Annotated in this window: 18 protein-coding genes; 13 read left to right on the forward strand and 5 right to left on the reverse strand. The window is 44.7% G+C overall.

Going from position 1 to position 16,479, the window contains the following annotated elements; genetic code table 11:
- The first annotated feature begins 37 nt into the window (after positions 1 to 37).
- Positions 38 to 796 carry a lipid A Kdo2 1-phosphate O-methyltransferase gene (gene lmtA / locus LEP1GSC058_RS02765; RefSeq protein ID WP_016547833.1) on the forward strand — a complete coding sequence of 253 codons (759 nt, stop codon included), beginning with the start codon at positions 38 to 40 and terminating at the stop codon, positions 794 to 796.
- A 70-nt stretch (positions 797 to 866) separates the two neighbouring features.
- Here lmtA and LEP1GSC058_RS02770 read toward each other — a convergent pair whose 3' ends face one another.
- Positions 867 to 1,589: an LIC_11490 family protein gene (locus LEP1GSC058_RS02770; protein ID WP_016548025.1), complete on the reverse strand. Its 723-nt coding sequence runs from the start codon at positions 1,587 to 1,589 to the stop codon at positions 867 to 869.
- 106 nt (positions 1,590 to 1,695) lie between these two features.
- On the opposite strand from LEP1GSC058_RS02770, the gene LEP1GSC058_RS02775 reads away from it, so the two are divergent.
- Positions 1,696 to 2,910, forward strand: a complete 1,215-nt coding sequence (locus tag LEP1GSC058_RS02775) for a hypothetical protein (RefSeq protein WP_016547806.1) — start codon at positions 1,696 to 1,698, stop codon at positions 2,908 to 2,910.
- Positions 2,910 to 3,374 (forward strand): chemotaxis protein CheX, encoded by a 465-nt coding sequence (locus tag LEP1GSC058_RS02780; protein WP_016548142.1) that lies wholly within the window; start codon positions 2,910 to 2,912, stop codon positions 3,372 to 3,374. The genes LEP1GSC058_RS02775 and LEP1GSC058_RS02780 overlap by 1 nt, the downstream gene beginning before the upstream one ends.
- Positions 3,375 to 3,454: 80 nt before the next feature.
- Here the strand turns inward: LEP1GSC058_RS02780 and LEP1GSC058_RS02785 are convergent, their stop codons facing one another.
- Positions 3,455 to 4,453: a tetratricopeptide repeat protein gene (locus LEP1GSC058_RS02785; protein ID WP_016547966.1), complete on the reverse strand. Its 999-nt coding sequence runs from the start codon at positions 4,451 to 4,453 to the stop codon at positions 3,455 to 3,457.
- Positions 4,450 to 5,058, reverse strand: coding sequence for an LIC_11485 family protein (locus LEP1GSC058_RS02790; protein ID WP_016548040.1), 609 nt, complete (start codon positions 5,056 to 5,058; stop codon positions 4,450 to 4,452). The genes LEP1GSC058_RS02785 and LEP1GSC058_RS02790 overlap by 4 nt, the downstream gene beginning before the upstream one ends.
- 466 nt (positions 5,059 to 5,524) lie before the next feature.
- On the opposite strand from LEP1GSC058_RS02790, the gene ccoN reads away from it, so the two are divergent.
- The 10 genes from ccoN (at position 5,525) to LEP1GSC058_RS02840 (ending at position 15,486) form a co-directional block, all read left to right on the forward strand.
- Positions 5,525 to 6,955 carry a cytochrome-c oxidase, cbb3-type subunit I gene (gene ccoN, locus LEP1GSC058_RS02795; RefSeq protein WP_039947982.1) on the forward strand — a complete coding sequence of 477 codons (1,431 nt, stop codon included), beginning with the start codon at positions 5,525 to 5,527 and terminating at the stop codon, positions 6,953 to 6,955.
- Positions 6,952 to 7,641 carry a cbb3-type cytochrome c oxidase subunit II gene (locus tag LEP1GSC058_RS02800; protein WP_016548246.1) on the forward strand — a complete coding sequence of 230 codons (690 nt, stop codon included), beginning with the start codon at positions 6,952 to 6,954 and terminating at the stop codon, positions 7,639 to 7,641. Before ccoN ends, LEP1GSC058_RS02800 begins: the two co-directional genes overlap by 4 nt.
- Positions 7,642 to 7,650: 9 nt before the next feature.
- Entirely contained in the window at positions 7,651 to 7,797 is a 147-nt protein-coding gene (locus LEP1GSC058_RS02805) for a hypothetical protein (protein WP_016547786.1), read from the forward strand.
- 3 nt (positions 7,798 to 7,800) lie between these two features.
- Positions 7,801 to 8,334, forward strand: coding sequence for a cbb3-type cytochrome c oxidase N-terminal domain-containing protein (locus LEP1GSC058_RS02810; protein WP_016547965.1), 534 nt, complete (start codon positions 7,801 to 7,803; stop codon positions 8,332 to 8,334).
- 53 nt (positions 8,335 to 8,387) lie between these two features.
- Positions 8,388 to 9,761 carry a cytochrome c oxidase accessory protein CcoG gene (ccoG, locus tag LEP1GSC058_RS02815; RefSeq protein WP_016547920.1) on the forward strand — a complete coding sequence of 458 codons (1,374 nt, stop codon included), beginning with the start codon at positions 8,388 to 8,390 and terminating at the stop codon, positions 9,759 to 9,761.
- Complete coding sequence (locus LEP1GSC058_RS02820) at positions 9,745 to 10,230, forward strand: FixH family protein (protein WP_016548179.1); 486 nt, start codon at positions 9,745 to 9,747, stop codon at positions 10,228 to 10,230. The genes ccoG and LEP1GSC058_RS02820 overlap by 17 nt, the downstream gene beginning before the upstream one ends.
- Complete coding sequence (locus tag LEP1GSC058_RS02825) at positions 10,227 to 12,659, forward strand: heavy metal translocating P-type ATPase (RefSeq protein WP_016548048.1); 2,433 nt, start codon at positions 10,227 to 10,229, stop codon at positions 12,657 to 12,659. Before LEP1GSC058_RS02820 ends, LEP1GSC058_RS02825 begins: the two co-directional genes overlap by 4 nt.
- A complete protein-coding gene (gene ccoS / locus LEP1GSC058_RS02830; RefSeq protein ID WP_016547799.1) occupies positions 12,656 to 12,838 on the forward strand; it encodes a cbb3-type cytochrome oxidase assembly protein CcoS in 183 nt (60 codons plus the stop codon). Before LEP1GSC058_RS02825 ends, ccoS begins: the two co-directional genes overlap by 4 nt.
- The gene (locus tag LEP1GSC058_RS02835) at positions 12,835 to 13,587 is read left to right on the forward strand and encodes a sulfite exporter TauE/SafE family protein (RefSeq protein ID WP_016548232.1); all 753 of its coding nucleotides are present in this window, start codon (positions 12,835 to 12,837) and stop codon (positions 13,585 to 13,587) included. Before ccoS ends, LEP1GSC058_RS02835 begins: the two co-directional genes overlap by 4 nt.
- Positions 13,588 to 13,770: 183 nt before the next feature.
- The gene (locus LEP1GSC058_RS02840; RefSeq protein ID WP_016548007.1) at positions 13,771 to 15,486 is read left to right on the forward strand and encodes a DUF342 domain-containing protein; all 1,716 of its coding nucleotides are present in this window, start codon (positions 13,771 to 13,773) and stop codon (positions 15,484 to 15,486) included.
- A 62-nt stretch (positions 15,487 to 15,548) separates the two neighbouring features.
- Here the strand turns inward: LEP1GSC058_RS02840 and LEP1GSC058_RS02845 are convergent, their stop codons facing one another.
- Together LEP1GSC058_RS02845 and LEP1GSC058_RS02850 are read right to left on the reverse strand one after the other, a co-directional pair.
- Positions 15,549 to 15,944, reverse strand: a complete 396-nt coding sequence (locus LEP1GSC058_RS02845; RefSeq protein WP_039947983.1) for an LA_2478/LA_2722/LA_4182 family protein — start codon at positions 15,942 to 15,944, stop codon at positions 15,549 to 15,551.
- Between the two features lie 75 nt (positions 15,945 to 16,019).
- On the reverse strand, positions 16,020 to 16,445 hold the full coding sequence (locus LEP1GSC058_RS02850) for an ATP-binding protein (RefSeq protein WP_016547960.1): 426 nt from the start codon (positions 16,443 to 16,445) through the stop codon (positions 16,020 to 16,022).
- Between the last annotated feature and the right edge of the window lie 34 nt (positions 16,446 to 16,479).

Raw genomic sequence — 16,479 nt, forward strand, 5'->3', positions numbered from 1 at the left:
TTTCCTTCCAAAAAACCTCCAGTACGAAGGAAACTAAATGGCTCTGATCGAAGAACTAGATAAACAAGGGATTTTCCTATTTCGCTGGAGATCCTATATTCCCGGCTTTATCCTCCTCCTTAGTTTGTACTCTCTAAAAGATTATCAATTTCTAAACGGATCCTATGAGACCAATTTGTTTTATGCAGCGGCATGCTTTTTTGTAAGCTTATCGGGTTTATTCGTTCGCTGCTTTGTGATCGGATACGCTCCCGCACGTACCTCCGGTCGAAATACGAAAGAGCAGATTGCAGATATGGTAAATCGGGAGGGAATCTATTCTTTGGTTCGCCATCCATTGTATTTGGGAAACTTCCTACTATATCTCGGACCGGTGCTTTACTTACGGGATCTCCCGCTACTCCTTGTATTTGCTCTCTTTTTCGGATTCTATTACGAAAGAATTATGTTCACGGAGGAAAAATTCCTAAGGGAGAAATTCGGCCGCGAATATCTTGATTGGGCGGACAATGTTCCCGCTTTCATACCGAAATTGAAGGGTTACGTAAAACCTCAGCTTTCCTTTTCCATTAAAAATGTCTTAAAGAGAGAGTATCCTAGCCTTTTTGGAATCGTCGTTATTTTTGTTTTGTTCGATTTCGGAGCAAGTTTCGTGAATAATTTCATCTTATGGACTGCGCCATGGGAAGCCATCACCGAACCCCAAATTTGGGTTTTTGGAATCGGAGCCGGTTTTTATATCATTACCAGATTAGTCGTAAAAACGACTCGCTGGCTGCAAGTAGAAGGAAGATAAATTTAAGGATTTTTTCCCCGTTGTTTTTACTCGATAAGAATTACGGGGATGAATTCTCTCCGAGCAGGTACTACGCTTTTGAGGTATGTTCCAAATAGGCTTTGAACCGCTCGGTTTCTTTCGTCAAAAAAATCGGAGTCGGAAACTCTCGTTTAGCCGGTAAGAGTGCAAAGCCTTCATCGTAAAAGATTACTTTTTCCACCTCGTCCAGTTTATAACTGAACTCGGAATTTAACGCGTGAAATGCAAATCCGCCCGGAATTTCCCGGACTCTGCCTTTGCCGATTCTTCTGAATCCTTTGAGTTGTTCCGGCCTAATTTTTTGCTTCAATCCTTCGTACGGCAATTTTCCGGAAAGATCCAGAAATAAAATTCCTTCCATAGACCATTCTTCCTCGCGAGATTCTGTGCCAATTTCCACTGTTTCCTCCGGAGGTTGCTCTCTTTGTCGAAACGGTTCCTCATGGGGAATCGGCTCCGTCCTAATTTCTTCTTCCCAAACTTCTTCTTCCGGAATCATGTTCGCTTCTTCTCTATGTTCAGAGGCAGGTCTCGAAGGTCGAATCTTTCGCTCTTCCGCAAATACCCTGTCTAAATGAGAATATGACTCGGTGCGAGGAGGCCTCTTGGCCGCTGCCATCGCTTCGGTGACAATTTTTCTGTCCCTTGAGATTGAAGTCGGCATTCTTGCCGAACCGGACTGAACCGTACGATTCTTCAAACTAGGCTGGAAGGATACGTAAATGAAACAAAGGAGTCCGACCAAAATGAGTGCGAGTGCAATATAAAGCATCAGTATATGTATCTACCATCCGATCGCCTTTCTGAAGCGTTTTTCGTCGGTTTTTCTCCTTTACAGATTCTACCCGCCTCTCACCCTTCCTATCATACGGATTTTTATGACAAATACTGAAGGAACATCCTTTAAAGACATTTTTTTCAAAGTCGGGTCTGCCCTTTTTCTGGGAGTCCTGGTTTTAATGCTGATTTTTACTCTTCTCCGTTCCGACGTGGAACAAGCCGGAATGGATATGTTGACCGGCAAAGCAAACATCAAAGCCGGAAAAATCGGCGGAAAAGATGTGCCTATGGATTCCTTTAATGCGGGCCGTCGGTACTGCTACCAAATCTATCAAGGTCAAATTCCTGATAACCAGCTTGGCGAATGCGCATTTATGATTCTGAAAGGAATGTTTGTCGCGAATACGATCGCAAATTCGTTAGGCTATACCGTTTCCGAAGAATTAATTCGGCAAAATCTCTGGGAAGAAGCTCAAAAAAGGGTGAAACTTTCTTATCGAGGCGCCGGATATTCCGACGACGAAGTAGAGAAACCGGACCAAGTATATCGTCAGTTCTTAAAGGAAGCGCCGATGCGTTTCCGTATCGAGGCTGCAGTGCAAGGTTCTGTTCAGGCAAATCTACTCCAATCGGATCTACGAAAAACCGACGACGAACTACTGGTACAATCCGAAGCATCCACGGCAAGAGTCGATTTAAACGCGCTCGTTTATACGGAAGAAGATCTGACAAAACTGGCCAATCAAAATGTAGAGCCGACAGATCTGCAACTCCGGGAACTCTATCAGAAAGAAATTACCGAGTCCAATGCTCCGAAAGGCAAAGACGGGAAAATCGCCGCTTTCGAAGAAAGAAAGTCCATTCTGCGCGGGAAATTCCTCATCGAAGCCCGTAAATCCGCTGTCGAAAACCTAAAAGCAAAAATTAAAACCTTACAAAGCGAACCGGATGGACTTCATAAAGTGGCGGCTCTGTTCGGAACCGGAACAGTAACGATTAAAGACAAGGCCTTTGCGGATCTAAAATCCGTCGCTTCTTCGAAAGGAAATTTTTCTCTCCTGTCGGATAAGCGATTTTTCCAGGATCTAACTTCACAAGCCTTCGGCCAAAAGAAGAGCGCCGGCCCCTACAAGGATGCGGATAAATATGCGCTCGTTGAATTTGTAGCCGTTCGTTTCGGAAAACCGGAAACTTCCACGGTACTTAGAATTAGAGACTCATCCGTAATCTTAAACGGATTTCTGGCAGAAATCCCTCAAAGTGTCGCGGAAGAAATGAGCGTAGAAAGGTTAGCTAAATCAGCGGAGGAATAATGCAAATCCGTGCCGAACTCGTAAATCCATTCCTGGAAGCGGCGACTATCGTCTTCCGAGACGTACTACAAACCGATTTGATTCGTGGAAAAATCGGAGTTAAAGATACTCCTGAAACGACATTGGAACTCGCAATCATCATAGGCGTATTGGGAACTTTTAACGGGGAAGTCGTTTACGGATTGAATTACGACGCCGCATACAAGATCGCGAATAAGCTGATGCCGGGAATGAGCGAACAGGATATCAAAAACGAGTACAAGGATATCTTGGGCGAAATTGCAAACATGACCACCGGAAATGCCATGAATATTTTTGCGACGGCCGGTCAATCTATCGAGATCACGGCTCCGAATATCGTGGACGCCAAAAACGAGACGATTAAGATTCCGAAAAAACAAGCACTTGCCATTAACCTATTTTCCAAATTCGGAAAGTTAGAAGTCAACGTTTCTCTTTCGTAGGGGAACTTTAGAAGGTAAGCGTTCGACGTTCGATTAAAAATCGATGAAAGACCGATCTTCGGAACCGTTTAAATCAACGATTATAGATCTCGCTTTGAAAGATTTTCCAATTCGGCGCGTAATGGGGCAAACCTTCCCTTAGAATCGTCAGAACTTTTTTCAAGATACTTTATTAGAAATTTTCTGGCCCACTCTGCTTCACCTGCCTTGTAGCTGGACTTAAATAGAAGATAAGCGCCTAAATCTCGTTCTTCCAGTTGTCTCCTAAATTCAGCCGAATTCGGGTCGGCGGAAATCGGGTATTTGCGGCCGAAACGGTTCCAGAAATCGATCAGATAAGCGCGGGAATCCGCAAATCGTCCCTGCCGAAAAAGAGAATCACCTAATTGTAATAAAGCTTGTGCGCGGTATTCTGGAGGAGCTTCGGTAGCGACTTGCAAAAGTGCGGTCTGAGCCTCCGAATTTTTTCCCTGGGAGCGTAATGAGCGCGCCGATTCGAGTAGAGTTTTCCATTTCATTTCCTCGTCTTGGCTCTCCGGCGAGGTTGAATTCGTTTGAGTGTCGGCAAGTTTGGATAATTCCAGTTTTGCCTTCCCGGAAGCTTCTCCTTGGCTTCCCGCAGCCTTCGTAAATTCCTCTTGAGCCGCATTCTTTTCTCCATTACGAAGTCTTAATAATCCTCTTTCGTAGGCGGCCTGACTCGGATCTTGATCGTCCTTCTTTTTCGCTTTCCGAGTTTTTTTCCCATTTAGATTAGGCAATTGAGTCGACTTCGGTTTGGCAGGAGAAGTTTGAAGCGCAACGGAATCTTCTTCCGCAGATTTAAGATTCGAATCGTTTCCGATGACGGTCTCGGCGGATTTGCTTGTTTCGGTATTTACTTCCGGCGCGGAAACCGACGCTTCCCCCGTAACTCCTTCAAGGGATTTTAAAGGTTCACCGGTAGAAGTTAGCGGAGATTCCGATTCTTCCATGCCGGATCGATCTTCGGGAAAAGGTAAAGGTAAATCCGCCCGGAGCCAAGTCGGTAAAGCTATATATAGAATAAGAACGGCAAAATAAGACGATTTCAAATTCATTCTCTCAATTGAGGTCCGTTAATCTTCTTAGGCGGTTTTTCTAACCTGGACGAACCGTCCGTCTTTGAGGGAGAGTTTTGGCCGGATTGGGATTTCGGTTCTAACTTTGGAGCGTTGTCGGAACTATTACTTGGAGCCGAATCTTCGCGGGGAGGTCGTTCATTTTCGTTCGGAAAAAATACTCGGGAATCCCCCTCGTTCCTCCTAGAATTCGATAATGTATTTCCCTCTTCTAGGGTGGCTTTCGGTGTAGAAGGATCTGTCTTAGGTCGATCCTGGGAATATCTTTCAATATCCAGTGAACTCGTTTTCGAATCGCCGAGGCCCGGATCACTCCAATGGATCTCTTTTCTCTTACGATTGTATTCCCGCTCGATATCTTCTAAAAAGAGCGCCTTTCGGTCCAAAACCTTGGCCCTATCTTCTTCTCCTGCCATCTCCAGACCTTTTTGAAAGCTCAGCCAGCCCAATGCTAATGCAATCAGCACTGCGAGGGCCAAACCGGCCTTTCCGATCATCTTAACGGTTTGCGGCGGTAATCCACCTAGAATTCCATCGATAGATTCCCGAATACTTGTAAGAAATGAAAACGGATTAAAGGCCATTGAGAATTCCTATAAGAATCATCGGTTTTTTTGCGGTTTTTTTCAAGGACATAATTACCGGAAAACGACCCTATTTATGCATCGAGATTCGGTAATTTACCGTCCTAAATCTTAAACTAAGCCGACGACGATCCCAAACGTTCGGTTTCATCCAAAAACGTTTCGAAAAAAGTCGTCCCAAAATTGCGGTTCCAACAAACTGATTAATAATTTATTTCCAAAGGACAAATCCAACTTCCTGCTCCCTTCCGTTTTTCTATTAAGAAAGATTCTCAAAAGCAAAACGACTAACGCAATTTAGATCATTACATTTTAGAATTATTCCAGTAAATTCAATAATCAGAATGTGTCCATAGCGTTGACAATTATCACCGAATTATATCCGCTCGGATTCACTTCCTTGCTTGGCTTTTTATTCGAGTATCGAATCGTTGGAAGTATCCCTTTCCATGGGAACGGAGAAAAGATGAATTCCCAAAAATACAACGATCAAATCGTAAAAGGATTTATTATCTCTGCATTGGTATGGGGCGTGGCTTCGATGCTAATCGGAACCTGGATCGCTTTCCAGATGGTATTTCCCGAATTAAATTTCGGTCCGTACTTCACTTTTGGACGATTGCGCCCGCTTCATACGAACGCAGCCATATTTGGTTTTGCGCTCAGTATTATTTTTGCGACGGCTTACCACACCGTCCAAAGATTGTGCCGAGTTAGAATTTGGAGCGATCAGTTAGCGAATATTCATTTTGTATTATACAATTTGACGATTGCATTAGCGGCTGTGACTCTTCCTTTAGGACTAAATCAATCCAAAGAATATGCGGAACTTGAATGGCCATTAGATCTGTTAATCGTGGTCTGGTTTGTGATCTTCATTGTGAATTTCTTCGGAACGATTTTCACTCGGGAAGAAAAACAGCTCTATGCGGCCATTTGGTTCTACATAGCCTCGTTCGTTACGATTCCGACCCTATTCATCGTAAATAATCTAGTAGTTCCGGTCGGATTAACCAAATCATACTCCTTATTTTCGGGAGTTTACGACGCCAACATCCAGTGGTGGTACGGGCATAATGCGGTCGCATTCGTATTGACTACTCCATTCTTAGGATTGATGTATTATTATCTTCCTAAGCATATTAAGCAGCCTATCTATAGTCATAGACTATCGATCATTCATTTCTGGTCCCTAATCTTCATTTATATTTGGGCCGGTCCACATCACCTGCTTTATACTCCCCTGCCCGATTGGTTACAAACCACGGGCATGGTATTCAGTATCATGCTATGGATGCCGTCCTGGGGAGGTATGCTAAACGGATTCTTAACGCTGACTCAAGCCAAAGAAAAGATCAAAACGGATGCCACCCTTAAAATGTTGTTAGTAGGAATTACTTTCTACGGGATGTCCACATTCGAAGGCCCTTTATTATCGATTCGATCCGTGAGCGCATTAGGGCATAATACTGATTGGATTATCGGTCACGTACATGGAGGAACGCTAGGCTGGGTAGGAATGCTTTCCTTCGCAGCTATTTACTATCTGGTTCCTAGACTTTGGAACACGAATCTGTATTCGGAAAGGTTGGCCAATATTCATTTCTGGGTCGCCACTCTCGGAATTTTACTCTATATCGTTTCGATGTGGGTGTCGGGAGTTACGGAAGGTTCGATGTGGAGAGCCGTAGACGAAACTGGAGCATTAAAATATCCTAATTGGGTACAAATCACCGAAGTCCTAAAACCGTTCCGTCTTTTTAGAGGCATTGCGGGGGTTCTTTACGTTAGCGGATTATTCATTATGATCTACAACGTGATTAAAACGATCGGTACTGCCGGAAGCGGATGGACAGAAATTGATCTACGCGTGGGCCTCAAGGAGGCAAAAGCATGAGTTGGTTTGATAAACTTTTAGATCGCTTTTCGAATCTCACCGAAAAATGGGAGCAGAACGGAGTTAAATTCACGATCTATACGACGATCGCAGTTTTATGCGGCGGTATCTTCGAATTAATTCCTCCGTTCTTTCTTTCGAAGACTGCAGAACCGATAGCGAACGTAAAACCCTATACCGCCTTAGAATTGGCGGGGCGAGACGTTTACCAGAAGGAAGGCTGCAATAATTGCCATACCCAAATGATCCGTCCGTTCAAGTGGGAAGTCGATCGATTCGATCCTCAAAAGGCATTCGGTCGAGACGGATATTCCAAAGCGGGTGAATTCGTTTACGATCATCCGTTTCTATGGGGATCGAAACGGACAGGACCGGACCTAGCTCACGAATCTCAAATACAGCCTTCGGCAGAATGGCACAAAACGCATCTCATCAACCCGAGAGACACCGCAAAAGGATCGATCATGCCCGGATACCCGTGGCTATTCGAAGACAGCGCTAAACTCGATCCGGAGAAGATCGCAGCCCATTTGCGAGGATTACGCAGCGTAGGTGTTCCTTACACTGATGAGGAAATTCAAGCCGGAATCACAGAACTTTCCGGTAAAACGGAAGGCGATGCGCTAATCGCTTACCTATTAAAAATGGGTCGGGACAGCGCCGAACTTGCTAAAAGTTTAAAATAGGAAGCATAGATGGATTTAGATACGTTACAAATCTACAAAGCGCTAAGACTTCCGGTCTTAGTTATAGCAATCGCGATCATCTTTGCGTACGTTTATGGTCGGAAACGCAAAGATCGCATGGAAAAACCGAAGTACCGCATGTTAGAGGAGGATTGATCTATGAGTGATCCAAATAAGGAATTCGACGGAATCAAACAATCCAACAATCCTCTTCCTGCATGGTGGGTTTGGGTTTGGTTCGGATCGATCATATTTGCAATCGCCTACGCAATATACTTTCACGGTTTCTCGTCCTGGGAAACGAAAGAACAGTACGAAACGCAGGTACGTGATTACGAAAAAGAATTTCCGGATAAAAATAAGGTGATAGTATCAAGCGGAGGTGCGGACCCGTTTCGCGGCGATGCAAAAGCTATCGCCGCCGGCCAAATAACCTTTCAGACGTACTGCGTCGCTTGTCACGGACCGACCGGCGAAGGCTTAGTCGGACCGAATTTAATGGATAAAGAATGGCTGCACGGAAATACCGACGCAGAACTTTATGAAGAGATTATGAAAGGAATTGGCCCGGACAAGGCTAAGTTGGGTCGGGGGCCGATGCCTCCGCATGAAAATTCCTTAGGTTCCGAAAAAGTCTACCAAGTCATCGCTTGGTTAGCTTCCAGGAATCCGAGTTTAAAAGCCTCCAAGTGAAATTTGATACTCGAGCCCGCCGCTTCGCGGCGGGCCGATTCGGAGGAATCTAAATGGTTATTTCTCGCCCGATGTCAGGAAGGATCAGAAGTGCCAGAACCGTAGTTCAATCTTTTCTAATCCTATTATTCTTCGGAACGCCTTGGCTGCGTTGGGGTCAACTCCCTCTCATTCGGTTGGACATCCCTGAGAGAAAATTCTTTCTCTTAGGCAGTATCTTCACTCCCCAAGAAGGTTATTTTTTACATTTATTTCTGTTGGGAATGGGACTTTCCCTCTTCCTTTTCACTTCATTGATCGGGAGGGTTTGGTGCGGGTGGGCTTGTCCTCAAACGATCTACACGGATTTATTCGATGTCGTGGGAAGATTCATACTAGGATCGAAATACGGTAAGAAGGATGCTCCTATCGCCGGAAAAATCGGCACCCATCTGGTCTGGATTCTTGTAAGTTTACTGGCATCATTAGCATGGATTTCCTATTTTTCAGATCCTTATTTGATGATCGCGGATATTCGTTTGATTTCCGAAACTCATTTAATTCCGACCTGGGCGTACTTCGCGGGATTCTTCACGATTGCTATGTATGCCGATATGGCCTTCATTCGCGAACAGTTCTGCAAATATGCGTGCCCTTATGCTCGCTTCCAGACCGTTATGATGGATGGAGATTCTGTTAATATAACATACGATTATAAAAGAGGAGAACCTCGTCGAAAAGGTACCGTTAAAATCGGAGATTGCACCGCGTGTAATATGTGTCTCGTCGTATGCCCTACCGGGATCGATATCCGTGAAGGAACCAATGTCGGTTGCATCGCCTGCGGAAAATGTTCCGACGCGTGCACTCATCAGATGGCAAAAGAAGGAAAGAAAACTCTCATCGGATATTGGTCGGAAAACGAAATCGCTTCGCGCGATCCTAAGATTAAATGGATCCGTTCTAGAACTTTAGTTTACGGAGGATTGCTGACCTTAGTCCTTGCCGTCGCCAGTCTGCTTCTTTGGAATCGAGTCCCTATGTATCTTTCGGTTCTGCCCGATAGAAATATACAACCGATGGCTCTTCCGGGTGGAACGATCCGCAATTTCTACGAAGTTCAAATACAAAATTTAACCTTTGAAGAAAGGAAGCTTCGATTCCAAATCGAAAAAACGGATATTGACGGAGAATTGCATATTTTGGTGGGGGGAACAGAAGAAGCAGTCGTAAATCTTCCTTCTAATTCAAATATGCATTATCGATTGATCTTAGAGTTAAAGAATCTTCAAGGGCAAGATGCTTCTAAAAGGAGTCACGAAATTGTTCTGAAAGTATTCGATCTTGATAAACCTGTCTTTGCCAAAACTAATACAATTCCTTTCCTACTACCAGTGGGAATCGCGTCCAAGCAAATAGGAGGAACTAATCTTGCATCCCAGCCTTAAACGTGCATTCATTCTAATCGGTCTTTGTTTTGCAGGACTGATTTCCGCGACCGTTTGGACGGTAAATGTTGCGACATCGAGCCATACTCAGCCCGTTGAAAAAGATTACTATGAGAAGGGGCTGAAATACGAAGCAGCGATTGCCGAGCAGCGAAGTATGATTTCGAAAGGATACGAACTCCAAGGAGCTTGGCTTGAGGGAAAAGTTCCTTTAACGGTCGGAAAACAAAAATTAGAGTTAAACCTCCTGAAGCACGACTCTCCGATCGTCGGCGCTAGGCTGAAAATTCGGTTCGAAAAAAGCGCTACTGACGCTTATAATAGACAAGCGGAATTCAAAGAGCTGAAACCCGGACTATACGAAGCGGAATTGGAGATTCCGATGTCCGGTCCTTGGTCCGCTACGGTTTTTGCAAAAACGGACGAAGGAGCGTTTGAACGAACTAAACAGTTGAGTGTCGTACGGTGACGAAACTTTGCTATCATTGCAATTCCCCGATCGGGAAGGACCTGATAGAAAAGAAAATCCTAGGAATCGATAGAAATTACTGCTGCAACGGATGCGCCGAACTTTCTTCCCTATTGCTGGAAAGCGAGCTCGGGCAGTTTTATGATATTCGAGGCGGGCAGAAACTCGATCCGGTGCGTGAAACTCCCGAAATAGCGGGTGATACTCGGTTAGAAACCGAATCAGTCTATAAAGAATATGTAGAAACTCCGGAACCGGGCAAATCGGTCGTTAGGATCAGCGTAGGAGGAATTCATTGTAGCGCCTGTGTTTGGCTGATCGAAACGGCGCTTTCTAAAATCCAGGGCGTATTTTCCGCGAGAATGAATTTTGCCACCTCCAGGCTGAGTGTGGAATTCGATCGCAGCCAACTCAATCTTACGAATTTATTCTTATCCATTAGAAAACTAGGATATACTCCTAACTTATATTCTCCCTACAAATCGGAAGCAAAAGTCGAAAAGCCGTTTAAGGACTTAGCCCTCCGAATGGCCGTCGCCGGTTTCTGTTGGGGAAACATTATGCTCTTCTCCGCCGGATTATACGCCGGATATTTCGAAGGAATGGATTTAGGAATCAAAAAACTATTTCATTATGTTTCTTGGATATTAGCCACGCCGGTATACGTTTTTTCCGGTTATCCGTTTTGGAAAGGCGCGTTGGAATCGTGGAAAAGAAGATTTTTGTCCATGGACACTCTTCTTTTTTTAGGGGTAAGTCTGGCTTACTTTTATAGCGTATATGTAACGATCGCCGATAGAGGAGAGGTCTATTTCGATTCCGTGTGTACGATCTACTTTTTTATACTGCTAGGAAAGTATCTAGAAGCGCATATTCGATATAGAGCCGGCGCGAAAGTGGGAGAGCTGCTTTCCCTTTTGCCCGAAGAATACGAGGTGGAGAGAAACTCTACATGGAAGAAAGTTCCGACTTCGGTTATCGATACCGGAGATAAAGTCAAATTGGTATCCGGCAGCAAAGTTCCGGTGGACGGAAAATTAGATTCGACGGATGCTTACTTCGACGAATCCGTAATCACGGGCGAAAGTCAACCGGTTCACAAAACTAAAGGGGATTCGATTCGCGCGGGTTCACTTTGTCTTTCGAGCGGAATCTTTTTCTACGCAACCGGGACAGCTTCACAAAGCACGTTAGCTCAGATCGGTAGGCTTTTAGAAGAATCCCTTTTGACTAAGCCGAAACTACAGCGAACGACCGATACCTTAGCGTCCATATTCGTAAAGATAGTCTTATGCGTTGCAATGATCACCTTTGCTTATTGGTGGTATGCCGTTTCGTTAGAGACCGCTATCTTAAATACGATCAGCGTTTTAATTGTGGCTTGCCCCTGCGCTTTGGGTTTAAGCGTTCCCGCTGCCTTGGTTGTAAGTCATTTGCTTCAATCCCAGGCCGGAATTTTAGTCAAAAATCCGGAATCCGTGGAAACGTTAGCGAAAGCCGATAGGATTTTCTTTGATAAGACAGGGACTCTAACTACGGGAAAGTTGGAGTTGGTAGAAGAAAAAATTCTCGGTAACGAAAAACCTCTCGAATATAGGAATTTGGCTTATGCATTGGAGGAGAACTCCTCTCACCCATTAGCTCGATCGCTTGTGCGCGCTTTAGGAACCGAAACTTCCATAAAGACGAAAGAAACTTCGTTACAAAACGAATATTTCTGGAAGGATTTAAAGGAAGTATCGGGTGGCGGAATCGAAGCAAAACGAGCCGGCGAAAACGGAACTGTTTACCGGATTGGAAGCAAAGGATTTACTTCTGAAATAGGTGCAGTCAACGACGGATGGATCTATTTGAGTAAGGACCGACATCCGATGGCGGCCTGGAAATTCGGAGATACGCCCAGACCCGATGCGAGAGCAAGCATTTCATTATTGAAATCGACAGTTCCGAATCTCGAACTTTTATCCGGCGATTCACCCGAAAAAGTCCAGGCCCTTGCCGCCGAATTAGGAATCCTGGAATACACCGGAAACCTTTCACCAAGCGATAAAAGACAACGAATTATCGAGGCGCAGCAAAACGGAGAAACGGTAGTGATGGTCGGCGACGGAATCAACGATTCCGCCTGTATCGCCCAAGCGAATCTCGGAATATCAATGGGAATCGGATCCGATTTAAGTCTAGATCGTTCCGACTTGATTTTAGTCCAAAATCGGCTTGCTGCGCTCCCGAAGGCCGTTTCCATTTCCAAATCCACTCGAAGAATCATTCTTCAGAATATTATGCTATCATTAACTTATAATTCTATTATGATTCCGATAGCCGCATTCGGGTATATGCTACCCGTTATCTGCGCGGGATTTATGACGCTAAGTTCGATAACGGTCGTATTAAATTCGATATCATTGAGAAGGAGAGTGTCGCTTTGAACGCTCTATACATGACGATTCCACTCGCGCTAATAATCGCATTCGGTTCCTTCTTTGTCTTTCTTTGGAGCTACAAATCGGGTCAATACGAAGATATAGAAGGACCGAAATATCGAATGCTCTTCGACGACGAACCGACCGTACCCGATCAGGCGGAAAAGAAGGCGCCGAAAAAATGATCCTTCCGATTTTAGGCGCGGCGTTCTTGCATGGATTAACGAGTTCTCTTCACTGCGTGGGAATGTGCGGACCGTTTGCCGGAACATTATCTCTCGCTTCCGGAAAACGTTCCGGAAAGGAAAATGCGTTTTTGCAACTTTGCTATAATCTCGGACGATTCGGCTCTTATTCTTTGATCGGTATATTGCTTGGGTTCCTAGGCCAGGGAGCGAATTTAGTTTCAACCGAACTCGGGTTCATTCGAGAAATCGCTGCATGGATTTCAGGAGTTTTTGTAATCGTATTCGGACTCTCTCTCTTACTAGGAGGAGGAATATCGCTTACTTCCGCTTTTGCCGTCAGAATTCTGGGAAAGGTTGCAGGACCGATCTTGGAATCATTACGAAAGAATAGCGACAAGCCGTTTCGACTCGGTCTTATCGGATTTAATTTCGGTTTAGTGACCGGTCTTCTACCCTGCGGCGTACTCTACCCTGCCTTTGCACTTGCATTCGCCACCGGTTCCCCCTGGACTGGAGGCGCGGTAATGGCTAGTTTCTTTATAGGTACTTTTCCGCTGCTTTTTGCCTTCGGTTACGGCTTCCGGTCTCTTGCCTTAAGATTAAAAGGGAATACCGCAAGATTTGCAGGAACATTGGTCGTATTGATCGGAATCGGATGGATCTTCTTTCGCTTCGGTCATGATCATTCCAACCATATCGGACACAAACCGACTCAATCCGAATCGCATCAACACCACGAGCATTGATAGACTCCCGACAGACGGGATAAGATCGTAAAAAAATCGCCTTTTTCGCTCTAAGAAGAATTTTCTTTTCCATTATTTCCCATCCATCTCTTCCGTTTTTCCATGTTCGATATAAAGTCTTTTCATAGGATTTCGATTGTAAAATATAAGATGGGCGTTACTTTCCAATATCGGAACTATCGAATGACTGACTCGATTCGCAATTATACAGATTCCCTTCTCCGAGATTTGGAGGAAAACGAGGGAGGTTTTTTTAAGATCGAGAATCTGGATGGGTTAGCTTATTTAACGGTTTTTCCATCCGGAAAGAAAGGCAAAAGCGTAGAACTCAGGGAAGTTTTTAAGCGTCTAGATGTCTTTAAAATTTCCGAGAGCTCAGAAGAGGAGGTTAAGCGAGTCGTAAAAGATAGAGACGGCGAACCGCATTTTATCGGGAAATGGCCCGGGAAACCGGAAGCCAGTCATATAGAATTAAAAATCTCCGAAGATAAAATGACCGCACACGCGATATTGCAACCTCCCAAATACGGCGGGAAAGTTCTTTCGGAAGGAGAAATCCTTTTCGAACTAAAAAAAGAAGGGATCGAATTCGGAGTTAAAGCCGAAGAGATCGCTCGCCTTGCGAAAGCGGAAGAATACGGCAAGAGGGTTTTAATCGCGGTCGGCGAGGCTCCCGTTCCCGGAAGCGACGGAGATTTACGGATTTTATTCCAACATCCTAGTATTCCAAAATTGGAAGAAGACGAATTCGGTAGAGTCGATTTCAAAAACATTCAAATCATCCAGAGCGTGAAAAAAAATCAGAAATTAGCCGAGAAAATCTCTCCTTCTCCGGGCAAACCGGGCAAGAACGTTATGGGGGACCTCCTTCCGTTTGAAGAAGGAAAACCTGCCGAATGGAAATTAGGCTCCAACGTAAAAATCTCGGAAGATAAAAATCAGATTTTTGCGCTTATAGACGGACGGCCGATCGTAGATCGTTACGGAGTCATTCGCGTAGACGAAGTTTGTCATCTCGATCACGTGGATTTTTCGACCGGCAATATCAACTTTCCCGGCACGATCATCGTAGAAGAATCGATCGCCGACGGGTTTGTTCTCGAGACGGAAGGTTCCATCGTCGTGAAAAAGTCGGTGGGAAAAGTCTTTTTAAAAGCGGGCGGCGATATCGTACTTTCAGGCGGCTTCATGGGTCGAAACGGAGGCTTAATAGAATCCGGCGCCGACATCTATGCCAAGTTCGTCGAGCAAGGCAAAATGATCGCAAAAAATTCCATCTTTATCGAAGAAGCTTCGATGCATTCCGAATTGATCGCAGGCGAATCGATCCTGGTTCGCGGGGGACGAGGTGAGTTGATAGGCGGACAATGCGTCGCAGGAAAGAATATCACCTGTTCTAAACTCGGTGCTATCGTGGAAACTAAAACCGTATTGAGTTGCGGAATGCCGCCCGAATTGTTATCCGAACTCGAAGATTTAAAAGCGGAAGTTCGAAAAAATCACGACGTTTTAAAGAAAGTGGAAGCGAGCATCGTAAAATTAAACGACGATTCGCAACGAAGAGCACTTTCAGATGATGAGAAGGAAAGTCTACCTAAGCTCCAGGCGATTAAGCAAAAATACCAATCCATTCTCGAAAACTTATTGGCTCAAGAGCAATCCGTAATACTTTCCTTCGATCCGGACAAAAACGCTTATATCGAAGTTGAACGGGAAATTTTTCCGGGCGTCGATGCGAACTTAGGCCGAAATCGGAGCTTCAAGGTTAAGTTGAAGGAAATTCCTGGACCCTCATTTTTATTTCTCGGAGCGGACGGACAAGTAGTTCATTCCAAAGTGCGTCCGAAACGATTAGGAATTCTACAGGAAGATTCTCAGAGTTCCGAATCCGGTCCCTAATTCGACCTAATCGCATCGACAGAGCCTGATTTTAATTCTAAAGGTCTTAGCCCGCGATGCTTTCATTCGACTGAACGGAACAGATCCTGACAGGAAGGAATCCCTCCGGATTCCTCCATCGAAGCGCAAGGTGTCTTCAATAAATCATCCATACAACGCCGAACTTTCGCTATTTGATCGTCGGTTACTTTTTCATACTCGTCCGGGAGAATGCTTTGGTCCTTCTGGTTCTCCATGCATTGCTCTAAAGAATAGAATTCGGACCTCGCTTCTTCCTGTTCCGATACGGATAATGATTCCAAATACATTGCGGAGCATTCCAAATTTTTACGGCATAATTCTCGAATATAAGAAGAACTTAAATTCTTAACCTCTTCTCGAGAAAGGGACGGCCCTTTGCGACAGGATAAAACACATAACGGAAAAATTAGAAAGAATACGATAATCTTGGAATTCATCGGCTCGATGACCTTTTTGAAACGATTGCGAGTATTAGGAAACAAGATTTTGCCTAAAAATCTAGGCAAAAACCGCTATTTCATTTTGGTGAGAATGAGACGATTCCCCTTCCCGGATTGATCCACATAAAAGTGATCGGTGAGCTTACGTACTAGAAATAGTCCGATTCCTTCCTCTCGATAATCGCCGAGATCGTATCCTCGCATTTCCGATAAATTTTTCTGTACTCCGAAGTCGCGAATCCTTACTTCCATTCGATTATCAAAGACCAGGACTTCCAGAAAAATCGGATATCCGTGTTTACCCAAATAAGCGTGTTTGATCACGTTGAGAAGACATTCACCGACTGCCAATTTCAAATCTGCGGAATCGTATAACGTGAAGCCGGATTCTCTTGCTAAATTATAAACGAAATTCCGCGCCACGGATACGTAGCGCGGATGAGACGGGATCTGGATTCGAAACTGGTTTGAATAGTTCGTCTGTTTAGGATCTGTCAACCTAAACTCCTCAATGGCTTCGGATCATTTCCTG

It is taken from the genome of Leptospira fainei serovar Hurstbridge str. BUT 6 (assembly GCF_000306235.2).
In the GTDB taxonomy this organism is placed as follows: Bacteria; Spirochaetota; Leptospiria; order Leptospirales; family Leptospiraceae; genus Leptospira_B; species Leptospira_B fainei.

Excerpts from the sequence above, each read along its gene's own strand:
- LEP1GSC058_RS02840 (WP_016548007.1), top strand. The coding sequence starts at position 13,771 with ATGACTGACTCGATTCGCAATTATACAGATTCCCTTCTCCGAGATTTG.
- ccoN (WP_039947982.1), top strand. The coding sequence starts at position 5,525 with ATGAATTCCCAAAAATACAACGATCAAATCGTAAAAGGATTTATTATC.
- LEP1GSC058_RS02835 (WP_016548232.1), top strand. The coding sequence starts at position 12,835 with ATGATCCTTCCGATTTTAGGCGCGGCGTTCTTGCATGGATTAACGAGT.
- LEP1GSC058_RS02800 (WP_016548246.1), top strand. The coding sequence starts at position 6,952 with ATGAGTTGGTTTGATAAACTTTTAGATCGCTTTTCGAATCTCACCGAA.
- LEP1GSC058_RS02780 (WP_016548142.1), top strand. The coding sequence starts at position 2,910 with ATGCAAATCCGTGCCGAACTCGTAAATCCATTCCTGGAAGCGGCGACT.
- LEP1GSC058_RS02770 (WP_016548025.1), bottom strand. The coding sequence starts at position 1,589 with ATGCTTTATATTGCACTCGCACTCATTTTGGTCGGACTCCTTTGTTTC.
- lmtA (WP_016547833.1), top strand. The coding sequence starts at position 38 with ATGGCTCTGATCGAAGAACTAGATAAACAAGGGATTTTCCTATTTCGC.
- LEP1GSC058_RS02845 (WP_039947983.1), bottom strand. The coding sequence starts at position 15,944 with ATGAATTCCAAGATTATCGTATTCTTTCTAATTTTTCCGTTATGTGTT.
- LEP1GSC058_RS02785 (WP_016547966.1), bottom strand. The coding sequence starts at position 4,453 with ATGAATTTGAAATCGTCTTATTTTGCCGTTCTTATTCTATATATAGCT.
- LEP1GSC058_RS02790 (WP_016548040.1), bottom strand. The coding sequence starts at position 5,058 with ATGGCCTTTAATCCGTTTTCATTTCTTACAAGTATTCGGGAATCTATC.
- LEP1GSC058_RS02775 (WP_016547806.1), top strand. The coding sequence starts at position 1,696 with ATGACAAATACTGAAGGAACATCCTTTAAAGACATTTTTTTCAAAGTC.
- LEP1GSC058_RS02805 (WP_016547786.1), top strand. The coding sequence starts at position 7,651 with ATGGATTTAGATACGTTACAAATCTACAAAGCGCTAAGACTTCCGGTC.
- LEP1GSC058_RS02810 (WP_016547965.1), top strand. The coding sequence starts at position 7,801 with ATGAGTGATCCAAATAAGGAATTCGACGGAATCAAACAATCCAACAAT.
- ccoG (WP_016547920.1), top strand. The coding sequence starts at position 8,388 with ATGGTTATTTCTCGCCCGATGTCAGGAAGGATCAGAAGTGCCAGAACC.